Origin of the sequence: Thermomonas fusca (assembly GCF_005862345.1) — a bacterium.
GTDB classification, from domain to species: Bacteria; Pseudomonadota; Gammaproteobacteria; order Xanthomonadales; family Xanthomonadaceae; genus Thermomonas; species Thermomonas fusca.
In genome coordinates this window covers 95,087-120,461 of sequence record NZ_SROY01000003.1, presented here as the reverse complement: position 1 = coordinate 120,461, position 25,375 = coordinate 95,087, and the positions used below count along the sequence as shown (strand labels likewise).

Annotated in this window: 24 protein-coding genes, 1 tRNA gene and 1 riboswitch; of the genes, 19 read left to right on the top strand and 6 right to left on the bottom strand. The window is 70.0% G+C overall.

The features are described from left to right. Positions 1-85 precede the first annotated feature (85 nt). The gene (locus E5S66_RS08430) at positions 86-2,191 is read right to left on the bottom strand and encodes a catalase (protein WP_138348826.1); all 2,106 of its coding nucleotides are present in this window, start codon (positions 2,189-2,191) and stop codon (positions 86-88) included. A gap of 139 nt (positions 2,192-2,330) precedes the next feature. On the opposite strand from E5S66_RS08430, the gene E5S66_RS08425 reads away from it, so the two are divergent. Then, positions 2,331-3,545, top strand: coding sequence for an NAD(P)/FAD-dependent oxidoreductase (locus tag E5S66_RS08425; protein WP_138348825.1), 1,215 nt, complete (start codon positions 2,331-2,333; stop codon positions 3,543-3,545). A gap of 6 nt (positions 3,546-3,551) precedes the next feature. On the opposite strand, the gene asd is transcribed toward E5S66_RS08425, so the two are convergent. Further along, complete coding sequence (gene asd, locus E5S66_RS08420) at positions 3,552-4,394, bottom strand: archaetidylserine decarboxylase (RefSeq protein ID WP_138348824.1); 843 nt, start codon at positions 4,392-4,394, stop codon at positions 3,552-3,554. After that, complete coding sequence (locus E5S66_RS08415; RefSeq protein ID WP_138348823.1) at positions 4,391-5,029, bottom strand: SCO family protein; 639 nt, start codon at positions 5,027-5,029, stop codon at positions 4,391-4,393. The genes asd and E5S66_RS08415 overlap by 4 nt, the downstream gene beginning before the upstream one ends. Positions 5,030-5,110: 81 nt before the next feature. Here E5S66_RS08415 and prmB point away from each other — a divergent pair, with 81 nt between their 5' ends. The 16 genes from prmB to E5S66_RS08335 all read left to right on the top strand — a co-directional run bounded on the left by prmB (position 5,111) and on the right by E5S66_RS08335 (position 19,795). Further along, complete coding sequence (gene prmB / locus E5S66_RS08410) at positions 5,111-6,055, top strand: 50S ribosomal protein L3 N(5)-glutamine methyltransferase (RefSeq protein WP_246037187.1); 945 nt, start codon at positions 5,111-5,113, stop codon at positions 6,053-6,055. Between the two features lie 4 nt (positions 6,056-6,059). Continuing rightward, positions 6,060-7,169, top strand: coding sequence for a chorismate synthase (gene aroC / locus E5S66_RS08405; RefSeq protein WP_138348821.1), 1,110 nt, complete (start codon positions 6,060-6,062; stop codon positions 7,167-7,169). Positions 7,170-7,289: 120 nt separating this feature from the next. Beyond that, a complete protein-coding gene (locus E5S66_RS08400) occupies positions 7,290-8,330 on the top strand; it encodes an aspartate-semialdehyde dehydrogenase (RefSeq protein ID WP_138348820.1) in 1,041 nt (346 codons plus the stop codon). A gap of 33 nt (positions 8,331-8,363) precedes the next feature. Then, a complete protein-coding gene (locus E5S66_RS08395) occupies positions 8,364-10,478 on the top strand; it encodes a type IV pilus assembly protein FimV (protein WP_138348819.1) in 2,115 nt (704 codons plus the stop codon). Positions 10,479-10,501: 23 nt separating this feature from the next. After that, on the top strand, positions 10,502-11,296 hold the full coding sequence (gene truA / locus E5S66_RS08390) for a tRNA pseudouridine(38-40) synthase TruA (RefSeq protein WP_138348818.1): 795 nt from the start codon (positions 10,502-10,504) through the stop codon (positions 11,294-11,296). Between the two features lie 3 nt (positions 11,297-11,299). Continuing rightward, entirely contained in the window at positions 11,300-11,965 is a 666-nt protein-coding gene (locus E5S66_RS08385; RefSeq protein WP_138348817.1) for a phosphoribosylanthranilate isomerase, read from the top strand. Between the two features lie 202 nt (positions 11,966-12,167). Then, positions 12,168-13,406, top strand: coding sequence for a tryptophan synthase subunit beta (gene trpB, locus E5S66_RS08380; RefSeq protein WP_138348816.1), 1,239 nt, complete (start codon positions 12,168-12,170; stop codon positions 13,404-13,406). Positions 13,407-13,562: 156 nt separating this feature from the next. Next, the gene (locus E5S66_RS08375; RefSeq protein WP_171033510.1) at positions 13,563-13,979 is read left to right on the top strand and encodes a DUF3144 domain-containing protein; all 417 of its coding nucleotides are present in this window, start codon (positions 13,563-13,565) and stop codon (positions 13,977-13,979) included. Next, entirely contained in the window at positions 13,976-14,791 is an 816-nt protein-coding gene (trpA, locus tag E5S66_RS08370; RefSeq protein ID WP_138348814.1) for a tryptophan synthase subunit alpha, read from the top strand. The genes E5S66_RS08375 and trpA overlap by 4 nt, the downstream gene beginning before the upstream one ends. Before the next feature lie 85 nt (positions 14,792-14,876). Beyond that, entirely contained in the window at positions 14,877-15,767 is an 891-nt protein-coding gene (accD, locus tag E5S66_RS08365) for an acetyl-CoA carboxylase, carboxyltransferase subunit beta (protein WP_028839071.1), read from the top strand. Beyond that, positions 15,764-17,122, top strand: coding sequence for a phosphoglucosamine mutase (gene glmM / locus E5S66_RS08360; protein ID WP_138348813.1), 1,359 nt, complete (start codon positions 15,764-15,766; stop codon positions 17,120-17,122). The genes accD and glmM overlap by 4 nt, the downstream gene beginning before the upstream one ends. Before the next feature lie 43 nt (positions 17,123-17,165). Next, positions 17,166-18,119 (top strand): isopenicillin N synthase family dioxygenase, encoded by a 954-nt coding sequence (locus E5S66_RS08355; protein WP_138348812.1) that lies wholly within the window; start codon positions 17,166-17,168, stop codon positions 18,117-18,119. Positions 18,120-18,129: 10 nt separating this feature from the next. Beyond that, positions 18,130-18,876: a triose-phosphate isomerase gene (tpiA, locus tag E5S66_RS08350; protein WP_138348811.1), complete on the top strand. Its 747-nt coding sequence runs from the start codon at positions 18,130-18,132 to the stop codon at positions 18,874-18,876. A 21-nt stretch (positions 18,877-18,897) separates the two neighbouring features. After that, complete coding sequence (secG, locus tag E5S66_RS08345; RefSeq protein ID WP_138348810.1) at positions 18,898-19,317, top strand: preprotein translocase subunit SecG; 420 nt, start codon at positions 18,898-18,900, stop codon at positions 19,315-19,317. Between the two features lie 56 nt (positions 19,318-19,373). After that, positions 19,374-19,458: transfer RNA gene (locus tag E5S66_RS08340), tRNA-Leu, on the top strand. A gap of 100 nt (positions 19,459-19,558) precedes the next feature. Beyond that, complete coding sequence (locus tag E5S66_RS08335) at positions 19,559-19,795, top strand: hypothetical protein (RefSeq protein WP_138348809.1); 237 nt, start codon at positions 19,559-19,561, stop codon at positions 19,793-19,795. A 3-nt stretch (positions 19,796-19,798) separates the two neighbouring features. Here the strand turns inward: E5S66_RS08335 and pnuC are convergent, their stop codons facing one another. From pnuC to E5S66_RS08320, 3 genes are all read right to left on the bottom strand, one after another. Next, positions 19,799-20,395: a nicotinamide riboside transporter PnuC gene (gene pnuC / locus E5S66_RS08330; RefSeq protein ID WP_342777286.1), complete on the bottom strand. Its 597-nt coding sequence runs from the start codon at positions 20,393-20,395 to the stop codon at positions 19,799-19,801. Next, a complete protein-coding gene (locus E5S66_RS08325; RefSeq protein ID WP_138348808.1) occupies positions 20,392-22,554 on the bottom strand; it encodes a TonB-dependent siderophore receptor in 2,163 nt (720 codons plus the stop codon). The genes pnuC and E5S66_RS08325 overlap by 4 nt, the downstream gene beginning before the upstream one ends. A 57-nt stretch (positions 22,555-22,611) precedes the next feature. Continuing rightward, a riboswitch (TPP riboswitch) is annotated at positions 22,612-22,707 on the bottom strand. 40 nt (positions 22,708-22,747) lie between these two features. Next, a complete protein-coding gene (locus E5S66_RS08320; protein ID WP_138348807.1) occupies positions 22,748-23,884 on the bottom strand; it encodes a phosphotransferase enzyme family protein in 1,137 nt (378 codons plus the stop codon). 263 nt (positions 23,885-24,147) lie between these two features. Between E5S66_RS08320 and lexA the strand changes: the two genes are divergently transcribed. Together lexA and imuA are read left to right on the top strand one after the other, a co-directional pair. Then, on the top strand, positions 24,148-24,756 hold the full coding sequence (gene lexA / locus E5S66_RS08315) for a transcriptional repressor LexA (RefSeq protein WP_212745336.1): 609 nt from the start codon (positions 24,148-24,150) through the stop codon (positions 24,754-24,756). 1 nt (position 24,757) lies between these two features. Further along, the gene (gene imuA / locus E5S66_RS08310) at positions 24,758-25,372 is read left to right on the top strand and encodes a translesion DNA synthesis-associated protein ImuA (protein ID WP_138348805.1); all 615 of its coding nucleotides are present in this window, start codon (positions 24,758-24,760) and stop codon (positions 25,370-25,372) included. Positions 25,373-25,375: the final 3 nt, after the last annotated feature.

Here is a 25,375-nt window from a genome sequence, read left to right as displayed (position 1 = left end):
GCCCGCGCCGGCGGCAACGCGCCTCCGGTTCCCCCGGAAAAGCAAAGGCCCGCTTCCCGAAGGAAGCGGGCCTTTGCACATCACCTCACGGCAGGGTGCGCAGGGTGGGCTCGCGCGCCCACTGCCGCACCTTGGCTGCGGCGACGAAGCCTGCGGTGTCCTCGGGCTCCACCACGCCGGCATCCGGCTTGATGCCGGCGGCCTTGAAGATGTGCGCGCGGGTGCCGCCACAGGCGGCAATCGCCTTGAGGTGGCCGAAGGCGTCGCGGAAGAAGTCGATCACCGCGCTTTCCTTCGCCAGTTTCCTGGCCTCGTCCAGCGACAGCACGCTGCCCACCGCGTCGAAGACCAGCGATGGCATGCCATCGACCTTGCCGTCCAGGCGCCGGCGCTTGCCGTCGGACAATGCGACGTGCAGCTTGGGGCCGATCAGCTTGACCTGCGCGCCGGCCTTCTCCGCGGCCTTGCGCAGCGCGTTGACCTGCGCGACGTCGCTGCCTTCCGATACGAGGATGCCGATGGCGCGGCCCTGCAGGGTTTCCTTGGCGTTGCGCAGGATGGACAGGGCCGGGGAGGGCAGCATGTCGATCGGTTCGCGCGCTGGCGGGATGCGCGCCGGCAGCGGCATGCCCAGGCCGTCGGCGACGCGCTTCGCCAGCGCCTCATCGATGTTGCGCGCCTGGGCCACGGTGCGCACGACGATGTGCTCGTTCTCCACCTTCGACAGCTCGAACACCAGCGCGGACACCACGTGCGCGCGTTCGATGTCGGTCAGGCTGTTCCAGAACATGCGCGGCTGGCTGAAGTGGTCGGCGAACAGTTCGGCGCGGATGCGCTGCTTGCCGTCTTCCCCGGCGGCGGCGCGGAAACTGCGGAACCCGGCCGCGGTTTCCCGCGCGGTGGTGTCGCCGGGCTGCGAAAGCGAATTCGGATCGTAGGCCGCGCGGCCCTTGGGCGTGGTGATCTGCATGTGGCCGTCGCGCTGGTGGTTGGCGAACGGGCACTTGGGCGCGTTGATCGGCAGCTGGGTGAAGTTCGGCCCACCCAGGCGCAGCAGCTGCGTATCGAGGTAGGAGAACAGGCGACCCTGCAGCAGCGGATCGTCGGAGAAGTCGATGCCGGGGATCATGTTCGCCGGGCAGAAGGCCACCTGTTCGGTCTCGGCGAAGAAATTGTCGGGCCAGCGGTCCAGCACCATGGTGCCGATCAGCTGCACCGGCACCAGTTCCTCGGGGATCAGCTTGGTGGCGTCCAGATGATCGAACGGGAATTCGGCCGCCTGTTCCTCGGTGAACAGCTGCACCCCCAGGTCCCATGCCGGGAAGTCGCCGGCCTGGATCGCCTCGAACAGGTCGCGGCGATGGAAGTCGTTGTCGGCATGCTGGATCTTCATGTGCTCGTCCCAGATATGCGACTGCACGCCCAGGTGCGGCCGCCAGTGGAACTTCACGAAGGTCGAGCGCCCGTTCTTGTCCACCAGGCGGAAGGTGTGGATGCCGAAGCCTTCGATCATCCGCAGGCTGCGCGGCAGGCCGCGGTCGGACATGGCCCACAGGGTCATGTGCCAGGTTTCCGGGGTCAGCGAAACGAAATCCCAGAAGGTGTCGTGGGCGCTGGCGGCCTGCGGGAAGGCGCGGTCCGGTTCCATCTTCAGCGCGTGGACGAGGTCCGGGAACTTCATGGCGTCCTGGATGGCGAACACGGGGAAGTCGTTGCCCACCAGGTCGAAGTTGCCTTCCTGCGTGTAGAACTTCACCGCGAAGCCGCGCACGTCGCGCGGGGTATCCACGCTGCCGGCGCCGCCGGCGACGGTGGAGAAGCGGGCGAACACCGGCGTGCGCACCTTGGTCTCGGTGAACAGGCGCGCGGTGGTGTACTTCGCCAGCGACTTGTTGAGCTGGAAATAGCCGTGGGCACCGGAGCCGCGCGCGTGCACGACGCGCTCGGGAATGCGCTCGTGGTCGAAGTGGGTGATCTTCTCGCGGAGGATGAAATCCTCCAGCAGCGTCGGCCCGCGCTCGAAGGCGCGCAGCGAATTCTGGTTGTCCGAGACCGGGATGCCCTGGGCGGTGGTCAACGTGTCGTAGCCGTCCTCGGCCTGTTGGCGGGGTTCGCCGCCGTTGCCGCGGCGCGGCGCGTCGGCCTTGCGCGGTTTCTGCTCGGGGCGGGCGGGGGGCTTCCTGGTGGCCATGCGCGTTTCCTTGGCGGGGAGTTCCCAAGGGTCCGCCACGGCATGTGAAGCGGGGGAAACGACGCGGCTTGTTGACGTCCTTTGCACGCGGCATGCCGGCTAATCGCCGCTGCGGCGAGGCCGGAGCACAGCGAATCCCATGGACCTGAAAAGCGGCTATCCCTTCTGGGCGGTCAGCAATGGACTGCTGCACGCCTTCCCGCCGCTGGCGCGGGACACGCACTGCGACGTGGCCATCATGGGTGCGGGCATCACCGGCGCCCTGATCGCCAGCGAGTTGGCCAACCATGGCCATTCCGTGTGCGTGCTGGACGCGCGCGACGTGGGCTGGGGCAGTACCGCCGCCAGCACGGCGATGCTGCAGTACGAGATAGACACCCACATGACCGACCTGCGCGACCGCTACGGCGAGGCCGACGCGGTGTTGGCCTACCGCAGCTGCGTGGAGGCCATCGACCGTCTGCAGGATGTGGCGCGATACGCCGGCAACGTCGGCTTCGCGCGCGCCCGCAGCCTGTATTTCGCAAGCCGCCGGCGCGACTTGCCGTCGCTGCGATCGGAATTCGCACTACGGCGGCAACATGGTTTCGACGTCGCATGGATGGATGCCGGGCGGGTGCGCGAACGCTTCGGGTTCGACGCGCCCGCCGCGATCCTGTCCGCCGACGCCGCACGCGTGGATCCCTACCGCCTGGCCTACCGCCTGCTGGTGAAACTGGAGCAGCGCGGTGTGGCGGTGCACGACCGCACCACGGTGGTGGGCTTCACCCCGCGTGCGCGCGGCGTGGAACTGGAGTGCGCCGACGGCACCCGCGTGAAGGCGAAGCATCTGGTGATGGCCACCGGCTACGAAGCGCAGTGCCTGATCGACCAGAAGGTCGCGGTCAACCGCAGCAGCTATGCCTTCGTCACCGATCCGATCGCCCCGGACCTGCTGGGCCCGCTGCGCAACACGCTGGTCTGGGAAACCGCGCGGCCCTATCTGTACCTGCGCACCACCAGCGACGGCCGCCTGCTGGTGGGGGGCGAAGACGACGCGATCGATATCCCCGCCCGTCGCGATGCCGTGGTGGACCGCAGGGCGCGCAAGCTGGCCAAACGGGTCGCCGCCATGCTCCCGCACCTGCCGGTCACGCCCGCGTTCGCCTGGGGTGGCACCTTCGCCGAAACCGAAGACGGCCTGCCGTGGTTCGGGCCGCACCCGCAGCACGGCCCGCGGGTGCTGTTCGCGATGGCCTACGGCGGCAACGGCATCACCTATTCGATGCTGGGTGCCGGCCTGCTGCGCGCCATCATCGAGCGCCGCAAGCATCCGCTGGGGGCGCTGTTCGGCTTCGAACGGGCGGCGCGCTGATCCGCCTCAGCCGCGGATGGCCAGACGCTGGCCCAGACGCACGGGGGATTCCGCGTGCAGGTCGGGGCTGAGCGTGGCCACGCCCGGGGGCAGCAGCACGATCACCGTGCTGCCGTAGTTGAAACGCGCCATTTCCGCGAAGCGTTCCAGGGTGATGCCCTTGCCGCGGTAGTCCCTGCGGGTGATGGCATCGCCGTAGGCGGGGATCTCCACGCCGCTCCACACGGTTTCCACGCCGGAGACCAGCAGCGCGCCCACCATCACCTGCACCATCGGGCCGAAGTCGGTATCGAAATGGCAGACCAGCCGCTCGTTGCGGGCGAACAGGCCGGGCACGCTGGCCACCGCGTCGGTGCCCACCGAGAACAGCCGGCCGGGTACGTGAACGGTCTCGCGCAGGGTGCCGGTCCACGCCATGTGCACGCGGTGGTAGTCGCGCGGCGACAGGTACACGGTGGCGAAGCTGCCGTCGCGGAACGGCGCGGCGTCCATCTCGCTGCCCAGCAGTTCGGCGGCGCTGAAGCCCTGGCCTTTGGCCTGGAAGATGCGGCCATCGACAATCGGCCCGCACTGGCTGATATGGCCGTCCGCCGGCATCAGTAGGGCGCGCGGGTCGGCGTCGGGCGTGCGCGCGCCGGGCTTCAGCGCGCGGGTGAAGAAGGCGTTGAAGCTCGGGTAGGCGGTGGGATCAGGCTCCGCCGCTTCCGACAGGTCCACGCCGAACCGACGGGTGACGGTGTCGATCAGCCACTGCTTGAGCCCGCGGTTGGTGGAATAGGCCAGCCGCCGCGCCAGCGAGGACAGCAGGCGGTGCGGCAGGACATAGGTGAGGGCGGTGATCGGGCTCATCGGGCAGCCTTGGTCAGCATTTCAAGGTCGGCGGCAATGCCCTTCACGTCGAACGGCGGCTGGGTCACCCCGGCCATGCGCGCCTGCGGATCCAGCAGCACCAGCGCGGCGCTGTGGTCGATGCTGTAGTCGGCCGGATCGCCGCTGGCGCCGGGCACCTTCATGAACACCAGCGACAGCGAGCGGGCGAACGCCTCCAGCTGCGGCAGCGGCGCGGTGGCGGCCAGCGAGTCGGGGTGGAAGGCGCGGGCGTACTGGGCCACCAGCTGCGGGGTGTCGCGCTCCGGATCGGCCGAGACGAACAGCACGCGCGGGCGGATCTCCGCGGGCAGCGCCGCCCATTGCTTCTGCGCGCCGGCCAGTTCGGCCAGGGTGGTGGGGCAGACGTCCGGGCAGTGGGTGAAGCCCAGGAACACCACCGTCCAGTGGCCTTCCAGCGCCGCCTTGTCCAGCACCTTGCCGCCGTCCTGCTGCAGCGCGAACGCCGGCAGCTCGCGCGGGGTGGGCAGCAGGGTCACCGCGCGGGTAGCGGGCAGGGCGGGCGCGGCCGGCGCGTGCAGGCGCTGCGAGGCCCACAGCCCCAGCCCGGCGGCGAGGGCGGCGACGATCAACACGGGGACAAGGCGTCGGGACATGAACGTCTGGCATGGAAGCGGCCCGCCATGATACCGGGGTGCCACCGCTATACTTCAGCGCCTTGCCCAGCTGTTGCCGCCATGTCCCAGGAACTGCAGACCATCATCGACCTGATCCGCTACGGCGCCAGCCGGTTCAACGCGGCGGGCCTGAGCTTCGGCCACAGCTTCGACAATGCGCTGGACGAGGCGACCCAGCTGACCCTGCACGCCCTGCACCTGCCGCACGACCTGTCGCCGGTGTACGGCAACGCCCGCGTCACCGAGGCGGAAAAGGAAGAGGTGCTGGGCCTGTTCCTGCGCCGCATCGAAGAGCGCATCCCGGCCTGCTACCTGACCGGCGAAGCCTGGTTCGCCGGCCTGAGCTTCAGGTCCGACAAGCGCGCGCTGGTGCCGCGCTCGCCGATCGCCGAGCTGATCGAATCCGGCTTCCAACCCTGGCTGGGCGACCGCGACGTGCGCCGCGCGCTGGACCTGTGCACCGGCTCCGGCTGTATTGCGATTGCGATGGCGCACTACAACCCGGACTGGCACGTGGACGGCGTGGACATCAGCGACGACGCGCTGGCGCTGTCGCGCGAGAACGAGAAGCGCCTGCACGTGCAGAACGTGCGCTTCCTGAAGTCCGACCTGTTCGCCGGCCTGGCCGGCGAGCGCTACGACCTGATCGTCACCAACCCGCCCTACGTCACCAACGACGAAACCGACGCGCTGCCGCGCGAATACGCGCACGAGCCGGAACTGGGCCTGCGCGCGGGCGATGACGGCCTGGACCTGTGCCTGCGCATCCTGCGCGACGCGCCGCTGCACCTGTCGGAAGACGGCCTGCTGATCTGCGAAGTGGGCGAGGCCGAGCAGGCGCTGGTCAAGCTGCTGCCGGAGCTGCCGCTGGCGTGGGTGGAGTTCAAGGTCGGGCAGATGGGCATCTTCGTGGCCGAGTGCGCCGACCTGATCGAGCACAACGCCCGCATCACCCAGCTGGCCGCCGCGCGTGAAGCGGGCGCGCCGCCGGCGGGGCTGTTCTGATTCGATGAACAGCTTCGGCCACCTGCTGCGCGTCACCACCTTCGGCGAATCGCACGGGCCGGCCATCGGCTGCGTCCTCGACGGCTGCCCGCCGGGCATCGCCATCGCACCGGAAGACTTCGCCCATGACCTCGCGCGGCGCGCCACCGGCAAGACCCGGCATACCTCGGCGCGACACGAGGCGGACGAGGTGGAAATCCTCTCCGGCGTGTACGAGGGTGTCACCACCGGCACCCCGATTGCCCTGCTGATCCGCAATACCGACCAGCGCAGCAAGGATTACAGCGCCATCGCCGCGCAGTTCCGTCCCGGTCATGCCGACTACAGCTACTGGCAGAAATACGGCATCCGCGATCCGCGCGGAGGCGGTCGTTCCAGCGCGCGCGAAACCACGATGCGCGTGGCCGCGGCGGTCATCGCCAGGAAGTGGCTGGCCCAGCGCGGCGTCACGGTGCGCGGCTGCATGACCGCGATCGGCGATGTCGTGCCGCGCTCGCACGACTGGAGCGCGGTCGAGGACAACCCGTTCTTCTGGCCCTGCGCGGAACAGGTGGCGGAGCTGGAAACCTACATGGACGCGCTGCGCAAATCCGGCGACTCGGTCGGCGCGCGCGTGCTGGTGGTGGCCGACGGCGTGCCGCCGGGCTGGGGCGAGCCGATCTACGGAAAACTCGATGGCGAGCTGGCGGCGGCGATGATGTCGATCAACGCGGTCAAGGGCGTGGAGATCGGCGACGGCTTTGCCTCCGTCGCGCAAAAAGGCAGCGAGCACCGCGACGTGATGACGCCGGCGGGCTTCCTGTCCAACCATGCCGGCGGCATCCTCGGCGGCATCTCCACCGGCCAGCAGGTGTCGGTATCGGTGGCGTTCAAGCCGACCTCCAGCCTGCGCCTGCCGGTGCAGGGGCTGGACGTGGATGGCAACGTGGTCGACGTGGTCACCACCGGCCGCCATGACCCCTGCGTCGGCATCCGCGCCACGCCCATCTGCGAGGCGATGCTGGCGCTGGTGCTGATGGACCAGGCGCTGCGCCACCGCGCGCAGTGCGGCGACGTGGGCGAAGTCGCGCCGCGCATCGCCGGCACCACCTCCATTACCGACGCCAAACGATAGCGGCGCGCCGCTGGCTTCGCCCCCCACGGGCAGCAGCGCGCCGCAGCGGCATACGCAGGCAAACCCCATTCCCCGCAGGCGCTTTCACGCGCCGCATCCAATTTCCAGGGCAGGCAACAGATGAGCAAGCAATACAAGGTGGCCGTGGTCGGCGCGACCGGCGCGGTGGGCGAGACGATGCTCTCGATCCTGGCCGAGCGTGATTTCCCGGTTGGCGAGCTGGTGGCGCTGGCCAGCGAGCGCAGCGCCGGCGGCAAGGTCGAGTTCGGCGACGAAGAGCTGGTGGTGCAGGATCTTGCGACGTTCGACCCCTCGGGCGTCGACATCGCGCTGTTCTCCGCCGGTGGTTCGGTGTCGAAGGAGTACGCGCCGAAGTTCGCCGCTGCCGGCGCGGTGGTGATCGACAACTCCTCGACCTTCCGCTACGACGACGACGTGCCGCTGGTGGTCAGCGAGGTGAACCCGGAGCAGGTGCGCAACCGCCCGCGCGGCATCATCGCCAATCCCAATTGCTCCACCATGCAGCTGATGCCGGTGCTGGCGCCGATCCACAAGCTGTACGGCATCGAGCGGGTCAACGTGGCCACCTACCAGTCGGTGTCCGGCGGTGGCCGCAGCGCGATGGAGGAGCTGGGCCGGCAGACCGCGGCGCTGCTCAGTTTCCAGGACCCGCAGCCGTCGAAGTTCCCGGTGCAGATCGCGTTCAACCTGATCCCGCACATCGACGAGTTCCAGCCCAACGGCTACACCAAGGAAGAAATGAAGCTGGTGTGGGAGACGCAGAAGATCCTCGGCGATGCGTCCATCCAGGTGAACCCCACCGCGGTGCGGGTGCCGGTGTTCTTCGGCCATTCCGAAGCGGTGAACATCGAGACGAAGAAGAAGATCACCGCGGACGAAGCGCGCGCGCTGCTGCGCGAAGCGCCCGGCGTGGAAGTGGTGGACGAGCACAAGGCCGGCGGCTATCCGACGCCGGTGACCCACGCTTCGGGCAAGGACCCGGTCTTCGTCGGCCGCATCCGCGAGGATTTTTCGCATCCGCGCGGGCTGAACCTGTGGGTGGTGGCCGACAACATCCGCAAGGGCGCGGCCCTCAACGCGGTGCAGATCGCCGAGCTGCTGGTGGCGGAAGGCTTGCCGCCGAAGCCCGCGCGCAGCTAGAGTCACGACGCCTAGGCGGGGGATGGAGCACACGTGATCGGAACATTGCGAACGGCGGTGGCAGCCGCGCTGCTGCTGGCGGCGGGGAATGCGTGGGCGCTCGGCCTGGGCCAGATCCAGGTCAAGAGCAAGCGCAACCAGCCGCTGCTGGCGGAAATCCCCATCGTCTCCACCACCCCCGGTGAGCTGGCGGCGCTGCAGGCGCGGCTGGCTTCGCCGGAGACCTTCCGCCGGGTCGGCCTGGCGCCGCCCAGCGGTGTCGCCGCCGACCTCCAGTTCAGTCTCGGCAGCGATGCCAAGGGGCGGCCGGTCATCCGCGTGACCACGATCCGGCCGATCGAACAGCCGGTGCTGAGTTTCCTGATCGAGGTGGATTGGGGCGCAGGCCGGCTGGTGCGCGAGTACTCGGCGCTGATGGACGCCCCCAATACCGCCGGCGCGGTGCTGCCGCCGCAGGTGAGCGTGCCGCAAATCCCGGCGCCGGCGCTGGTGCAGCGCCCGCAGCGGGTGGCGGTCGCTCCGGCGCCGCTGGCGCCTGCGCCGGTTGCCGCCACCAACCGGCCGTCGCCTGCACCCGCGCCTGCGCCTGCGCGGATGCCGGTGGAAGCGCCAGCGCCTTCGGGCGCGGTGCCGGTGTCGCAGCCGGACCGGGCCGCGCCGGTTGCGGCGGCGCCAATCCCCGCGTTCGAACCCGAGCCGGCTGCGGATTCCATGCAGTACGGCCCGATCAAGCCGGGCGAATCGCTGTCGAAGATCGCCAGCGGCATGGATCTGCGCCGCAGTTTCAGCCTCGAGCAGACCATGCTGGCGCTGCTGCAGGCCAACCCCGACGCCTTCCTGGGCGATGACGTCAACCGCCTGCGCAGCGGCGCGGTGCTGCGGGTGCCGAGCCGCGAAGACGTGGCGAAGATCGGCGCCGAGGAAGCCGCGCAGGTGGTGCGCCAGCAGGCCCGCCAGTGGCGGCAGGCGCGGCGCGCGGTGCGCCAGCCCGACGCCCCGTCGGCAGCGAATGCCGCCAGCGCCACTGCGGCGAGCAAACCGGCGGCGCCGAAACCGGCGCCGGCTGCGAACGAGAAAACACCCGCGGTCAAGCCCGCGGCGGTGGCTGCAGCGCCCAAGCCGGCCCCGGCGGCAGCGCCGCGGCGGGAAGGAGCGCGCCTGCAGATCGTGCCGCCAACGGCACCGGGCAAGGCCACGGGCAACAAATCCGGCACCAGCGCCGGTGGCGAGGGCAGCATGCTGCAACAGGAATTGCGTCAGCGCGACGAGGACATCGCGGCCAAGTCGGCCGAGATCGGCGAGTTGAAGGAGCGTCTGGCGGATCTGGAAAAGCTCAAGGACGAACAGCAGAAGCTGCTGTCGCTGAAGGACAGCGAGCTGGCCGCCGCGCAGGCGCGACTGGCCGCGAGCAACCAGGCGGCGCAGGCCAAGGCCGCAGCGGTCGCCACCAAGGCCGGCACCGAGCAGGCCGCGCCCGCCGAAGTGGCAGACAAGGGCGCGATGATGCCGTGGCTGTGGGGTGGCCTGGGCGTGGTTGCGCTGGCGCTGCTGGCGTGGCTGGTGGCCGGCCGCCGCAAGCAGGCCCCGGCGCCGCGGCGCAGCGTGTTCGACAGTGAGGCGCTGGCCGCCGGCATGGCCGCGCCCACGCTGCATCAGGTGGAGCCGGTGCAGCAGGACGTGGGCGAGGAAATCCCGCTGGACGATGCACCCGACGTTGCCGATGCGGCAGCGCCCATCGACGTATCCCCGGCAACCGAACCCAAGGCCCACGCCGAGGCGACCATCGACATATCGCGCGTTGTGCCTCAGGGAGAGGCGGAGACGCCCGCCTGGCATTCGAGCTGGATGAAGGTCGAGCCGGCAGCGCCGGTCGCGCCGTCGGTACAGTTGGTCGCTGAGCAGGAAGCGCCAGTGGAAGTCGCCACCGACGTTGCCGTCGCAGAGGTGCAGCTGGCGGAAGACGATCTGCCCAGCCCGGCGGCCGTGCCCGCGCAGGCCAGCCCCGAGCAGCGCTTCAAGCTGGCGCGCGCCTTCCTTGACGTGGGCGACGAATTCTCCGCCCAGCAGCTGCTGCTGGAGCTGCTTGACCATGACGACGAAGCGGTCAGCGATGAAGCCGCGCGCATGCTCAGCAAGCTGGTGGGCTGAGGCGCCCCGGCGAGAGCGAAGCGATGCGGCTGGCACTGGGGGTCGAATACGACGGCGGCGGCTTTTCCGGCTGGCAGCGGCTGAGCCCGGCTGGTGCGCTGGAGGCCGACGGCAGCCTGCAGACGGCGCTGGAGATGGCGCTGTCGAAGGTGGCCGACGCGTCCATCGACACCATCTGTTCGGGCCGCACCGATGCCGGCGTGCACGCGCGCTGCCAGGTGGTGCATTTCGACACCGGGGCCACGCGCGACGCGCGCGGCTGGATCCTCGGCACCACCGCCAACCTGCCGCCGACCATGGCGGTGCGCTGGTGCGTGCCGGTGGCCGACGATTTCAACGCGCGCTTCTCGGCGCGCGCGCGCCGCTACCGCTACCGCATCCTCAACCGCAGCACGCGGCCGGGGCTGGAGCGCCAGTACCTGGGGTGGGAGCGCATGCCGCTGGACGCCGACGCCATGCACGAAGCCGCGCAGGCGCTGCCCGGCGAGCGTGACTTCTCCGCCTTCCGCAGCGCCCAGTGCCAGGCCACCCATGCGCGCCGCAACCTGCAGGACATCGTGGTCAGCCGGCAGGGCGACGAGGTGGTGGTGGAGGTGCAGGCCAATGCCTTCCTCCACCACATGGTGCGCAACATCGTCGGCTCGCTGCTGGTGGTGGGGCGCGGCGAGCGGCCGGTGGCCTGGATCGCCGAACTGCTGGAAGGCCGCGACCGCACCGTCGCCGGCCCCACCGCGCCGTCGGCGGGGCTGCTGTTCCTCGGGCCAAGGTATCCGCGGCACTGGAACCTGCCGGCGGAAGCCTGCGGTGACTTCGAGTAAACGATGGCCGGCCCGCACTTCCGCACCCGCATCAAGTTCTGCGGCCTGACCCGTCCCGGCGATGCACGCCTGGCCTGCGAGCTGGGCGTGGATGCGGTGGGGGTGATCTTCGCCGCGCGCAGCCGTCGCCGGGTGGCGCCGGCGCGGGCCGCGGCGGTGCGCGCGGCGCTGTCGCCGCTGGTCACGCTGGTGGCGCTGTTCATGGACAACGACGAACGCGAGGTGCGCGCGGCGATTGCCGAAGCGCGGCCGACCCTGCTGCAGTTCCACGGTGGCGAGGACGATGCGTTCTGCCGCCACTTCGGCCTGCCGTACCTCAAGGGGCTGGGGTTGGGCGGTGCCCGCGTGGATGCCGGCACGTTGCGGGCGCGCTGGCCGCATGCGGCCGGTTTCGTGCTGGACGGCCACGCGCCCGGCGCGGCCGGTGGCAGCGGGCAGCGGCTGGAGACGGCCAATATCCCCGCCGACCTGGACCGGCCGTGGCTGCTGGCCGGCGGCCTGGACCCGGACAACGTCGGCGAGGCCGTGCGCGCCGTGCGCCCCTGGGGCGTGGACGTGGCCGGCGGCATCGAGCTGGCGCCGGGGGTCAAGGACGGGCAGCGGATGCGCCGCTTCGTGGAGGCCGTGCGTGCGGCCGACGCGGACGCCGCGGCTGCGACGATCAGGTAGGCTATGGCCACGCCATGAAGACTTCCAACCGCCCCCGCGCACCCTTCGGCCGCTCGCTGCGGCGATGGCGGCGCGTGCCTGCGGCCGCGGTGAGATAACGCTGCTGCTTGTTGCGCGCCCGTCCGCCGGGCGCACGCCATTTCGTTTCGACCTGCGCCAGCGGCGTCTGCGCCGCGCGCGTTCCGACACCGGAGACTTCAGCGTGACCACTTCCAGCCCGCAGGCCGCGCCCGCCGCGCCCATCGATTTCCACGCCTGGCCCGACGCCAACGGCCACTTCGGCCGCCACGGCGGCCGCTTCGTCGCCGAGACCCTGATGGGGCCGCTGCAGGAACTGGCCGACGCCTACGACGCCGCGCGCGTCGATCCGTCCTTCATCGCCGCCTTCTACAAGGACCTGGCGCACTACGTGGGCCGGCCCAGCCCGATCTACCACGCCGAGCGCCTGAGCCGCGAGGTCGGCGGCGCGCAGATCCTGCTCAAGCGCGAGGACCTGAACCACACCGGCGCGCACAAGATCAACAACACCATCGGCCAGGCGCTGCTGGCCAGCCGCATGGGCAAGACCCGGATCATCGCCGAGACCGGCGCCGGCCAGCACGGCGTGGCCTCCGCCACCGTGGCCACGCGGCTGGGGCTGGAATGCGTGGTCTACATGGGCGCCACCGACATCGAGCGGCAGAAGATCAACGTCTACCGGATGAAGCTGCTGGGTGCGACGGTGGTGCCGGTGACCAGCGGTTCGGCCACGCTCAAGGACGCGCTGAACGAGGCGATGCGCGACTGGGTGACCAACGTGCGCGACACCTTCTACATCATCGGCACCGTGGCCGGCCCCGACCCGTACCCGCGCATGGTGCGCGACTTCAACGCCGTGGTCGGCCGCGAGGCGCGCGCGCAGATGCTGGCCGAATACGGCCGCCTGCCCGATGCCATCACCGCCTGCGTCGGCGGCGGCAGCAACGCCATCGGGTTGTTCCATGCCTTCCTCAACGATCCGGGCGTGCGCATCGTCGGTGCGGAAGCGGCGGGCGAGGGCATCGACACCGGGCGCCACGCGGCGTCGCTGGCGGCGGGCCGGGTCGGCGTGCTGCACGGCAACCGCACCTACGTGATCTGCGACGACGACGGCCAGATCACCGAAACCCATTCGATCTCCGCCGGTCTGGACTATCCCGGCGTCGGCCCGGAGCACGCTTTCCTGAAGGACATGGGCCGAGCCGAGTACCTGGGCGTGACCGACGAGGAGGCGCTGGCCGCTTTCCACCGCCTGACCCGTACCGAAGGCATCCTGCCGGCGCTGGAATCCAGCCACGCGGTGGCGCAGGCGATCAAGCTGGCGCGCGAGCTGCCCGGCGACAAGCTGGTGCTGTGCAACCTGTCCGGCCGCGGCGACAAGGACGTGCATACCATCGCCGCCCGCGAGGGGCTCTCGCTCTAGCCGCTGGCCGGCCTTACCGCGGTGGACCATACGCCGCGGCACGGGCCGCCGGGACAGGTTGCCCACTTCCGCGTCATTTGACCGGATTTGGCCTGTGGCCCTGTTTCGGCGAGAATGCCCGGTTCCACTTCATCCCAACTATCCAGGAGTCCGGCCATGGCCGAAGAAATCGCTCAGCAAGAGCAGCAGGCCCAGCCCGCGGCCGAACAGCAGAACGGCACCCAGTTCCCGCCGCAGTTCTTCGACTGCGTCAACGAGTACCTCGAGCTGACCAACAAGCAGGCGCAGAAGTACGGCGAAAAGAACATCAGCCTGGCCGCGCTGTTCGCCAGCGCGCGCTTCAACTCGCACGTGTTCCTGGCCAACGTCAAGCCGATCGCCGCCGCCGAAGAGCGCACCGCATTCCTCGACTACATGAGCACCATGTACCGCCGCATGCTCAACGAACATATCGACGGCATCGGCGAAGAGCGCGGCATCGACGTCGGTGATTCCGAGCTGGCCGACGAGTACAGGGCTGCCGGTGTCAAGATCGGCCGTCTCAAGGACGCGCCGGCTGCGGCCAACGAATGACCCGTCTGCAACAACGGCTGGACGCGCTGCGTTCGGCCGGGCGCAAGGGCCTGGTGCCGTTCATCACCGCTGGCGATCCGTCGCTGGCGGCGACGGTGCCGGTCATGCACGCGCTGGCCCATGCCGGCGCGGACGTGATCGAACTCGGCGTGCCGTTCTCCGACCCGATGGCCGACGGCCCGGTGATCCAGCGCAGTTCCGAGCGCGCGCTTGCGCGCGGGGCGGGACTTGCCTGGGTGCTGGACTGCGTGCGCGCGTTCCGCGCGCAAGATGCGGCTACGCCGGTGGTGCTGATGGGCTATCTGAATCCGGTCGAGATCCGCGGTGCGGCGGCGTTCGCCGCCGATGCGGCGGCGGCCGGCGTGGACGGCATGCTGCTGGTCGACCTGCCGCCGGAAGAAGCCGAGGAATACCGCGCCGCATTCGCCCACAAAGGGCTGGCGCTGATCTCGCTGGCCTCGCCGACCACGCCGCATGCCCGCCTGCAGCGGCTGTGCGAACAGGCCGACGGTTATCTGTATTACGTCAGCTACGCCGGCGTCACCGGTGCGGCGCACCTGGACGTGGGCGATGCGGGCCGCCACCTGGCGGAGGTGCGGGCGATGGCGAAGGCACCGGTGTTCGCCGGTTTCGGCATCCGCGATGCCGCCAGTGCGGCATCGATGGCGATGCATGCCGACGGCGTGGTGGTGGGCAGTGCGCTGGTGTCGGCGATGGATGCCGCTGCCGACGAGGTGGATGCCGCCGCGCGCGCGGACGCATTCCTGCGCCCCCTGCGCGAGGCGCTGGACGGGCTGGCCGTTCCGGCCTGAGTAGTAGACTGGGCGCCATCCGGGCCGCGGCCGGGATGGGAGTGGGCAATCGTGCGCGCGACGCAACCTGCGGTGATCGAAACGAATGAGCTGGCTTAAGAAACTGATGCCGGGCACCGGCATCCGCACCGACGCGGGCAGCGAGCGCAAGCGCAGCGTGCCCGAAGGCCTGTGGGAAAAGTGCGAGCGCTGCGGCTCGGTGCTGTACCGGCCCGAACTCGAAGAGAACCTCGAGGTCTGCCCGAAGTGCGCTTTCCACATGCCGATCCGCGCCCGCGCGCGGCTGGTGGCGCTGCTGGACGATGGCGCGACGCGCGAGATCGGCGCCGAGCTGGGCCCGACCGACGTGCTCAAGTTCAAGGACCAGAAGAAATATTCCGACCGCATCAAGGCTGCGCAGAAATCCACCGGCGAGCGCGATGCGCTGGTCGCGCTGGAAGGCAAGCTCGCCGGGCATGATCTGGTCGCCGCCTCGTTCGACTTCGCCTTCATGGGCGGCTCGATGGGCTCGGTGGTGGGCGAGCGTTTCACCCTGGCCGCCGAACGCGCGCTGGAACTGCGCTGCCCGTTCGTGTGCTTCTCCGCCAGCGGCGGCGCGCGCATGCAGGAGAGCCTGTTCTCGCTGATGCAGATGGCCAAGACCTCCGCTGCGCTGGGCCGGCTGCGTGCAGCCGGGTTGCCTTATATCTCCGTGTTGACCCATCCCACCACCGGCGGCGTGTCGGCCAGCTTCGCGATGCTGGGCGATCTGAATATCGCCGAGCCGGGCGCCCTGATCGGTTTCGCCGGGCAGCGGGTGATCGAGCAGACCGTCCGCGAGAAGCTGCCGGAAGGCTTCCAGCGCAGCGAGTTCCTGCTCCAGCACGGCACCGTGGACCAGATCGTCGACCGCCGGGAGATGCGCGAGCGGCTGGCGCACCTGCTGGCGATGCTGATGAAGCGTGCGGCCCCGGCCGGCGGCGCGGAGGCGGCGTGAGCGCGCGCAGGTATTTCGGCACCGACGGCATCCGCGGCCGGGTCGGCGAAGGCCCGATCTCGGCCGACTTCGTGCTGCGCTTGGGCAACGCCTACGGCCACGCGCTGGTGGCCGCCGCGTGCGACCGCCAGGAATGGCGCAAGCCGATGGTGGTGATCGGCAAGGACACGCGCATTTCCAACTACATGTTCGAGGCGGCGCTGGAAGCCGGACTCGTTGCCGCCGGCGTGGACGTGCAGCTGATGGGGCCGATGCCCACCCCGGCGGTGGCCCACCTGACCCACTCGATGCGTGCAGACGGCGGCATCGTGATTTCCGCCTCGCACAACCCGCACCACGACAACGGCATCAAGTTCTTCTCCGCGCAGGGCGAGAAGCTGGATGACGCCACCGAGCTGGCGATCGAGGCCGCGCTGGACGCGCCGTTCGCAACCGTGCCTTCGGAAAAACTGGGCAAGGCGGTGCGCACCCGCGACACCATCGGCCGCTACGTCGAGGCCTGCAAGAATTCGGTGCCCAAGGGTTTCCACCTCGGCGGCATGCGCATCGTGGTGGACTGCGCCAATGGCGCCACCTACCAGTTGGCGCCGCTGGTGTTGCGCGAACTGGAAGCGCGCGTGGACGCCATCGGCATCGACCCCAACGGCGTCAACATCAACGAAGGCGTGGGCTCCACCCACCCCGAGGCGCTGGCCGCGCGGGTGCGCGAGAGCGGCGCCGAGCTGGGCATCGCCTTCGATGGCGACGGCGACCGGGTGCTGTTCGTCGATGCGCAGGGCCGCGTCTGCGACGGCGACGACCTGCTTTACGTACTGGCCTGCGACTGGCAGGAAAGCGGCCGCCTGCGCGGCCCGGTGGTCGGCACCCTGATGACCAACTACGGCTTCGAACAGGCGCTGGCTACGCGCGGGATCGCGTTCGTGCGCGCCAAGGTCGGCGACCGCTACGTCCACCAGCAGCTGCTGGCCCACGACGGCGTGCTGGGCGGCGAAGCCAGCGGACACATCCTGTGCCTGGATCGCGCCGGTACCGGCGATGGCATCGTCAGCGCGCTGCAGGTGCTGGAAGTGCTGCAGCGCCGCGGCATCGGCCTGGCCGATGCGCTGAAGGACCTGCGCAAGGTGCCGCAGAAGACCGTCAACGTGCGCTTTGCAACCGGCAGCAAGCCGGCCGAAGCGGCCAGCGTGCAGGCCGCGTTGGCGCAGGCGCAGCGCGCGGTCGAAGGCCGCGGCCGCGCCTTCCTGCGCCCGTCCGGCACCGAGCCGGTGGTGCGGGTGACGGTGGAAGCCGACGATGCCGCGCTGGTCGAATCCACCCTGTCCGCGCTGGCCGACGCCGTGCGCGCCGCTGCCTGATCCAGACGCCGTGACTCCCGCGCCTGCGGGAAGGAAAAACGCCATGACTTCGCAGATTCCCAGCTTCGACATCCGCCGTTTCACCCACCCCGCCAGCCCCGGCGACCGCCAGGCCTTCGTGGATGAACTCGGCGCGGCCTACCGCGAATGGGGCTTTGCCGGCATCCGCAACCACGGCATCCCGCAGGCGCAGATCGACGAGGCCTACGCCACCTTCAAGGCGTTCTTCGCGCTGCCGGAAGAGGTGAAGAAGCGCTACCACGTGGCGGGCGGCGGCGGTGCGCGCGGCTATACGCCGTTCGGCGTGGAGACTGCGAAGGGCTCCAAGCACTTCGACCTGAAGGAGTTCTGGCACATCGGCCGCGAGATCGCGCGCGACTCGAAGTACGCCGCCGACATGGCGGAAAACCAGTGGCCGGCGGAGATTCCCGAATTCAAGCGGGTCGGCTACGGGTTGTACCAGTCGCTGGATGCGCTGGGCTCGCAGGTGCTGTCGGCGCTGGCGCTGCACATCGGCCTGGCGGAGAACTATTTCGCCGACAAGACCGACTCGGGCAACTCGATCCTGCGTCCGATCCACTACCCGCCGATCACCACCGACGACATTCCCAACGTGCGCGCCGGCGCGCACGAGGACATCAACCTGATCACCCTGCTGGTGGGCGCCAGCGCGGAAGGACTGGAAGTGCTGTCGCGCAAGGGCGAGTGGGTGCCGTTCACGGCGGATGCCGACACCATCGTGGTCAACATCGGCGACATGCTGCAGCGCCTGACCAACCACGTGTATCCGTCCACCACCCACCGTGTGGTCAACCCGCCGGGCGAGAAGGCGCGCCAGCCGCGCTATTCCACCCCGTTCTTCCTGCACCCGAACCCGGATTTCCTGATCGACGTGCTGCCGTCCTGCATCACCCCGGACAATCCCAGCCGCTATCCGGAAGCGATTACCGCCGAAGGCTACCTGCAGGAACGCCTGCGTGAAATCAAGCTGAAGTAAGGAGCGTCACATGCGTCGCAAACTCGTCGCCGGCAACTGGAAGCTGCAGGGCAGCCGCGAATTCGCCCATGCGCTGGTCGCCGATATCGTGGATGCCGGTGTCGCCGGGGTGGAACTGGTGGTGCTGCCGCCGTACCCGTACCTGGGCGAGCTGGTGGCGAAGTTCGACGGCAACGGCGTGGCCTTCGGCGCGCAGGACGTGAGCGCGCACGACAAGGGTGCCTACACCGGCGAAGTGGCGGCGGCGATGCTGGCCGATGTCGGCGCGCGCTATACCCTGGTGGGTCATTCCGAGCGTCGCCAGTACCACGCCGAAAGCAGCGAGCTGGTGGCGCGCAAGTTTGTCGCCGCGCAGGCCGCGGGGCTGGTGCCGGTGCTGTGCGTGGGCGAGAGCCTGGAAGAGCGTGAAGCCGGCCGCACCGAGGAAGTGATCGCCGCGCAGCTGGCGCCGGTACTGGCGCTGGCCGGCGTGGCCGCGTTCGCCGATGCAGTGGTGGCCTACGAGCCGGTGTGGGCGATCGGCACCGGCCGCACCGCCAGCCCGGAGCAGGCGCAGGCCGTGCACGCCTTCATTCGTAGCCAAATCTCCGCGCTCGATGCTAGAATTGCCGATTCCCTGCCCCTGCTGTACGGCGGCAGCGTCAAGCCCGACAACGCGGCCAGCCTGTTCAATCAGGCCGACGTGGACGGCGGACTGATCGGTGGCGCCTCGCTGGCGGCCGCGGACTTCCTGGCCATCGCCCGCGCGGCGGCCTGAACACCCATAGAGAACGCGCAGATGTTGCTGCAATTCATCCAGATCCTGTACGTGCTGGTCGCCATCGCCATCATCGCCTTCGTCCTGCTGCAGCAGGGTTCCGGCGCGCAGGCCGGCTCCGGTTTCGGCGGCGGCGCATCGGCCACCGTGTTCGGCGCGCGCGGCGCGTCCAACTTCCTGAGCAAGAGCACCAAGTGGCTGGCGATCACGTTCTTCGTGATCAGCATGGGCATGGCGATGTACGCCAGCCGGCAGGCCACCCGCCAGGGCCCGGCCAAGGCCGATCTCGGCGTGATGGCGCAGCAGCCGGCACCGGCCCAGCCGGCGGCGCAGGTGCCGACCGCACAGGTTCCGACCGCACAGGTTCCGACCGCGCAGGTTCCGCCCGCGCAGGTTCCGCCCGCCGCCACGCAGCCGCCGGCGCCCGCACAGGGCGAGTGACGGTCGGCGAGACACGTTTTAGAATCACGGTTCGCGGTCGCAAGGCCGAAAATTTTGCCCAGGTGGCGGAATTGGTAGACGCACTACCTTGAGGTGGTAGCGATTTAGGTCGTAGGGGTTCGAGTCCCCTCTTGGGCACCAATCCGGAAAACCCCGCTTCGGCGGGGTTTTTTCTTGGGCGGCATTCAGCGCAGCGACCGGGCTAGACTGTCGCCGATCATTCCGGATGCGATAGCAGGCCATGCGCAGTTTCGAGGATTCCCACGGGCAGCACTGGCAGGCGGCGCTGCTGGATGGCTCCTACGGCAACATCATGCTGGTCTTCAGCCCGATGCAGTCGGGCATGATCCGGCGCCGCGCGTTGCAGGTATCGACCATGGCCGAAGCCATGGCCATGCTGGCGGGACTGGATGAGGACGGCCTGCGGGCGATGCTGCTGGAGGCCGACCCCTGGGAGCCGGGGGTGGAAGGGTTCTGAATCTCAGCCCGACGCCACCTGCGCGGTGTCCGAACGTGTTTGCTGCAGCGCCGCGCGCCGCCAGTCGCGCAGGCCCTTCGCGGCAAGCCCCACGAAGCCGACATAGAGCACGGCGGTGACGAACAGCTGCTTGTTCGCGAACATGCCGATGTAAATCACGTCGACCGCGATCCACATCCACCAAGCGGCGATATGGCGGCGGTTCTGCCAGAACTGCCCGACCAGGCTGAACGCGGTGAGCATGGCGTCCAGCCAGGGCAGGGCGGCGTTCGTGTAGGTATGCATGGTGTAGCCCAGCGCCAGCCCGCCGGCCAGCCCGGCCAGCAGGTGGATGCCGGCCGACCGCGCGTCCAGCGATGCCACCCGCACATGGCCGGTGGCATCCAGGTTGCGCAGCCAGCGCAGCCAACCCGCCACCAGCATCACCACCCAGAAGCACTGCAGCAGCACTTCCGAATACAGCCGCGCGCCGGCATACACCCAGATGTAGACCGACACCGACAACAGCCCGACCGGGAAGCACCAGGGGCTGCGCCGCGTGGTCAGCCACACGGCGCTGGCGCTGAGGACGGCCGCGGCGGTTTCGTGGAAGGTGATCACAGGCCCATGCGCACCGTCAGGCGCGCCAGCCGCGGCGCGCCCGGGAACAGGTAGTTGTCGCCCAGCGAGCTGCCGGTGTCGCGCCAGTAGCTGCGGTTGAACAGGTTGTCGATCCCCAGCTGCACCACGAACGCGCGTTCGCGCAGCTGGCCGGTGTAGCGCAGGCCGGCGTCGAACACGTCGTAGGCGGGCACCTCCACCGCGCCGTCGGGCGTGGCCGGATTGGCGGCGGCATGGCGCCAGCCCGCGAGCAGCGTCAGCCGCGGCAGCGCCGGCAGCGTGTAGTCGAGGTGCAGGCTGGCGCGCATGCGCGGCACGTTGACCACCTGCTGGCCGTCGAACGCCGCAGTGTCGGTGCCTTCCGCCTGTGCGCGGATCAGCGCCACGCTGGCGTTGATGCCCAGCGCGTCGGTCAGGCGGCCATTGGCGGACAGCTCCAGGCCGTCGTGCACTTCATCGCCGCGCTGGACGAAGGTGAAGCCGGCGGCGGACGCATCCGGCTGTGCGTACTGGTAGGGCTGGCGGATGCGGAACAGGCTGGCATCGAGGTCGAGCCGCTCGCCCAAGCGGTACTTCACCCCGGTTTCCAGCTGGCGGGTGATGCGCGGTGCCAGCATCGCGCCGTCGTTGCTGGTCCAGTAGGGGGCTTCCTTGCCCAGCGACAGTCCCTTGCTGAAACTTGCGTACACGCGCATCGCCGGGTCCGGCTGCCACAGCAGCGCGACCTGCGGCAGGGTCCGCGACAGCCGGGTTTCGCGCTCGATCGCGCCGGCTTTGTTGCGCGCGCGCTCATGCAGGCGCACGAACTGCGCACCCAGCAACAGCTGCCAGCGGTCGCCCAGCGCCAGCCGGTCCATCGCGAAGCCGCTGCGCTGCCAGCTGTCGAGGCGGCGCACCTTGGGGCCGATCTGTTCGGGCGAGGGCGCGAAGGCGGGCGGATCGCCGTCGGCGATGTTCCAGCTGCCCACGTATTCGTTGACGTTGCGGTGGCGGTCGATGCTGCGGTGGAAGGCGCTGGCGCCGATGCTCAAGGCGTGCCCGACGCTGCCGGTCCGGAAGCGGCCTTCCAGGCTGGCGCGGGCGTTGTCGCCGGTGCGGGTGTCGTCCGGGTTGCGGTAGTCGTAGATGTCGTAGCTGCCGTCCGGTGCGAAGTACCAGGGCGGATTGCCGTTCCAGCAGGCGTCCACGTACCAGCAGCCGTAGGCGAAGGCGACGTTGTCGTCGATCACGCTGCGGCTGCGGCCGGCGGCCACGCGCAGCGTCCAGTCCTCGCCGAGGGCGTGGCGCAGGCGCGCGCTGGTGTTGCTGGCGCGGATCGACACCGGCTGCTGCCAGGGCTGATAGCCCAGCATCAGGCCGGGATCGGGGTCCTGCGGCAGCGTGGTGCCGCCCAGCAGCTGGTAGCCGGAGACCGAGCGCTGCGCGCTGGTCTGGTAGTTGCTGTCCAGCTCCAGCGTGGTGCCGGGGGCGATCTTCCAGTCCGCGGCCAGCGCGTAGAAATTGCGCCGCCCATCGGCGTGATGCACATGCGACTGCATGTCTTCCCAGGCCACGTTGGCGCGCAGGCCGAAGCTGGGGCTGAGCCAGCCGCCCATGTCCAAGGCCACGTAGCGCGAGCCACGCGAATCGGTGCCCAGCACCAGGTCACGCACCTCGGCTGGGCGCTTGCTGACGAAATTCACCACCCCGCCGGGTTCCATCACCCCCGCGGTCAGGCCGGCCAGGCCCTTCAGCACCTCGACCTGCTGCTTGTCCTCCAGCGCGATGGCCTGCTCGCCGGTCATGGCCAGGTTGTTGACGCGGTAGCCGGTGCCGGCGTCCAGTGCGAAACCACGGATGGCGATGCTCTGGTAGTAGCCCACCGGTGCGTAGTTGTCGCCCAGCGAGGCGTCCTCGCGCGCCAGTTCGCTGAGGGTGCGGACCTGGCGGTCGTCCAGCTGCTGGCGACCCACCACGTGGATGGCGGCGGGGGTGTCGCGCGGCGTGGCATTGCCCCAGCCGTCGATGCCGGCATCGCGGGTCTTGCCGTCGGCATCGGTGGTGGCGCGGACCGGCGCGAGGCGGGTGATCTTCGACTGGCCATCGGCCTCGTCGGCCGGCGCAGCGGTGGCCAGCAGCGGCAGCAGGGCAAGCAGCAGGGGGGTGCGGGAGAATTTCATCGTCGTCGTCTCAGGGAGGAGAGCGAAGCGACGGCGGACAGCCGTCCGCGCGGGACATGACCGTCCAATCAAGCTCCCTACGCCGGTGCAAACCGGATCAGGTTCCAAGGGACTCTCTCAGCCCGGCAACGCCGGGCACCCCCGCTTCTGTTGCAATTGAACCATGAACGGCCTGTGGCGGGCCAGCGCCGGCTCATTCCGGTTCGTGGATCGCTGTCAGCAAAGCCAGCCCCGGCGGGGTTTGGAACCATGCCGCATGGCCCAGCAGGAAGCCGTCCCAGGCCTGGTCCGCCTGTGCGCGCGCGCCGAATGCGGCCTGGTAATAGTCGATTTCCGACAGCGCGAAATCGATGTGCACCAGCGGCAGCAGGTCGGCGAGCAGGGCGCGTTCGGCGGTCGCCAACGGCAGCACTTCCGCATAGCCGGCGACCAGCGCCCGCGCGGTGTCCGGATGGATGGCCTGCATGCCGCGCTCCAGCTGCAGCCAGGCGATGGCGTTGCGCTCGATGGCGGTGGCCAGGTCGTACAGGGCGAAGGTCGGCGCACACAGGCCGAAGTCGAGCACGGCGGCCACTTCGGCATTGTCGCCGGCGCCGGTCCAGCAGAGATTGGAGGCGTGCCAGTCGCCGTGCGTCCACAGCCGCGGCAGTGCGTCGAGGTGCGGCTGCAGGGCGCGGTGGCGCGCCGCCAGCGGGGCGAGTTCGTCGCGCCAGTCGCCGCGGCCGGCGAGGTAGGCCGCGAGCCCTGGGCGCCAGACCCATTGCGATTCGATGGCGGCGTGCAACTCGGGCGCGCGCAGGGCGTCGTCGCGGGCAACCAGCAAGGTGGCGCTGCGCTGGGTGGCATCGAAGTCCGCCGCGGCCCGGTGCAGCCGTGCCAGCATGCGGCCGGCGTGGCGGGCATGCGCGAGCTGGCGCAGCGGCGTCCACGAGGGCGTGTCGCGATAAAGATCCAGCCCGGCGGCCGGCGCCTGGACTTCGTACACCCATTCGCCCATCGCGATGGCGGTCATGCCGTCGGCGTCGGCCAGTATCTGCGGAACCGGGATGTCGCGGCGGCGCAGATGGACGAGCAGAGCGTGTTCCTCCCCCAGCGCGACCGGCGTGCGCACGCGCAGGTGCTGGCGCTTGACGAAAACTTCGCCCGCCGCCGTGCCAACCCGCGCCACCGCCGAGAACGGGCGCGGGCTGCGCCAGAGGATCTGCATCGGCCCGCGCAGACCGGGAAAGCGTGCCAGCAGTGCATGCACATCCGCATCCTCCAGCTGCGGCCGATGCAGGGCGATCTGCTCGCTGTCCCAGCCGTGCAGGGGGTGGTTGCTGGCGGTCATGGCGGTCCTCGCTCCGGCGCGGAGCGCGGCCGGCAATGCTCACGAAACAAAACGCCCAACCTGTCCGAGGCTGGGCGTTGCGGATGGTGCCAGAGCTTTCTGCCAGCGAATGACTCTGTCGTCATGGGGTTCAGATCATAAGCGACAGGGGGGGGCGTTCCCGGAAGTCGCTATCCAGCACGGCCAGATGCCGCGGCCGGGGCGCTGGATGCGCGTCCGCCGGTACTTGGCTGTTCGAACGAATTGGGATACAAATGTATCCTATGTCCAGTCTTCCTCCCCGCCGCGCCGCCATCCTCGGTTTCATCCGTGACCGGGTGGCCGGCTATGGCCAGCCGCCGACCCTGGCCGAGATCGCCGCCGCCTGCGGGCTGGCGACCCGCGCGTCGGCGCGCAAGCACGTGCTGGCGCTGGCCGAGGCCGGGCTGGTGGAAGTCACCGCCGGGCAGGCGCGTGGCATCCGCCCGGCCGGGATGCGGGCGCGCGCCGACCTCTTGCGGGTGCCGGTGCTGGGCCGGGTGGCGGCCGGTACGCCGATCGGTGCCGATGCCGGGCTGGCCGACACCCTGACCCTGGACGCGCGGCTGTTTTCGGCTACGCCCGACTACCTGCTGCGGGTGCAGGGCGATTCGATGATCGAAGACGGCATCCTCGATGGCGACCTGGTCGGGGTGAAGCGCACCCCGGAGGCCCGCGACGGGCAGGTGGTGGTGGCGCGGCTGGACGGCGAGCTGACCATCAAGCGGCTGGCGCGCGCTGCCGGCACGCTGCGCCTGCTGCCGCGCAATCCGGCCTATGCGCCGATCGAGGTCGAGGCAGGGCAGGACTTCGCGGTCGAAGGCGTGTTCTGCGGCCTGGTCAGGCGGGGATGACATGGGCGCGGTGGTTGCGATCGATGCGCTGCTGCAACAGCGGCGCGTCTGGAAAGGCCAGCCGGCGGCATTGCCGCCGAGCACACAGCCCACCGGGCATGCCGGGCTGGACGCGGCGCTGCCCAGCGGCGGCTGGCCGGAGGCGGCGCTGAGCGAGTTGCTGATCCCGGTGGACGGGGTGGGTGAACTGCAGCTGCTGTGGCCGACGCTGGCGCGGCTGTCGCAAGCCGGCGAACGCATCGTGCTGGTGGCGCCGCCCTATATCCCGTTCGCGCCGGCCTGGCAGGCGGCGGGCATTGAATTGCGCCAGCTGCAGGTGGTCGAGGCCGGGTCGCCCCGCGATGCCCTGTGGGCGGCCGAACAGTGCCTGCGTTCGGGCAGCTGCGGCGCGGTGCTGTGCTGGCCGCTGAAGGCCGATGACCGCGCCCTGCGGCGATTGCAGGTGGCCGCCGAGTCGGGGCGCACGCTGGCATTCGCAACCCGGCCGCTCACCGCCGCGCGCAATCCCTCGCCGGCGGCGCTGCGCATCGCCATCGACGCACGCCCCGCGCAGCTGCGCGTGCTCAAGTGCCGCGGCGGGCTGGCACCGCCGCGGCCGATCCCGCTTGCAGGCTAGGCC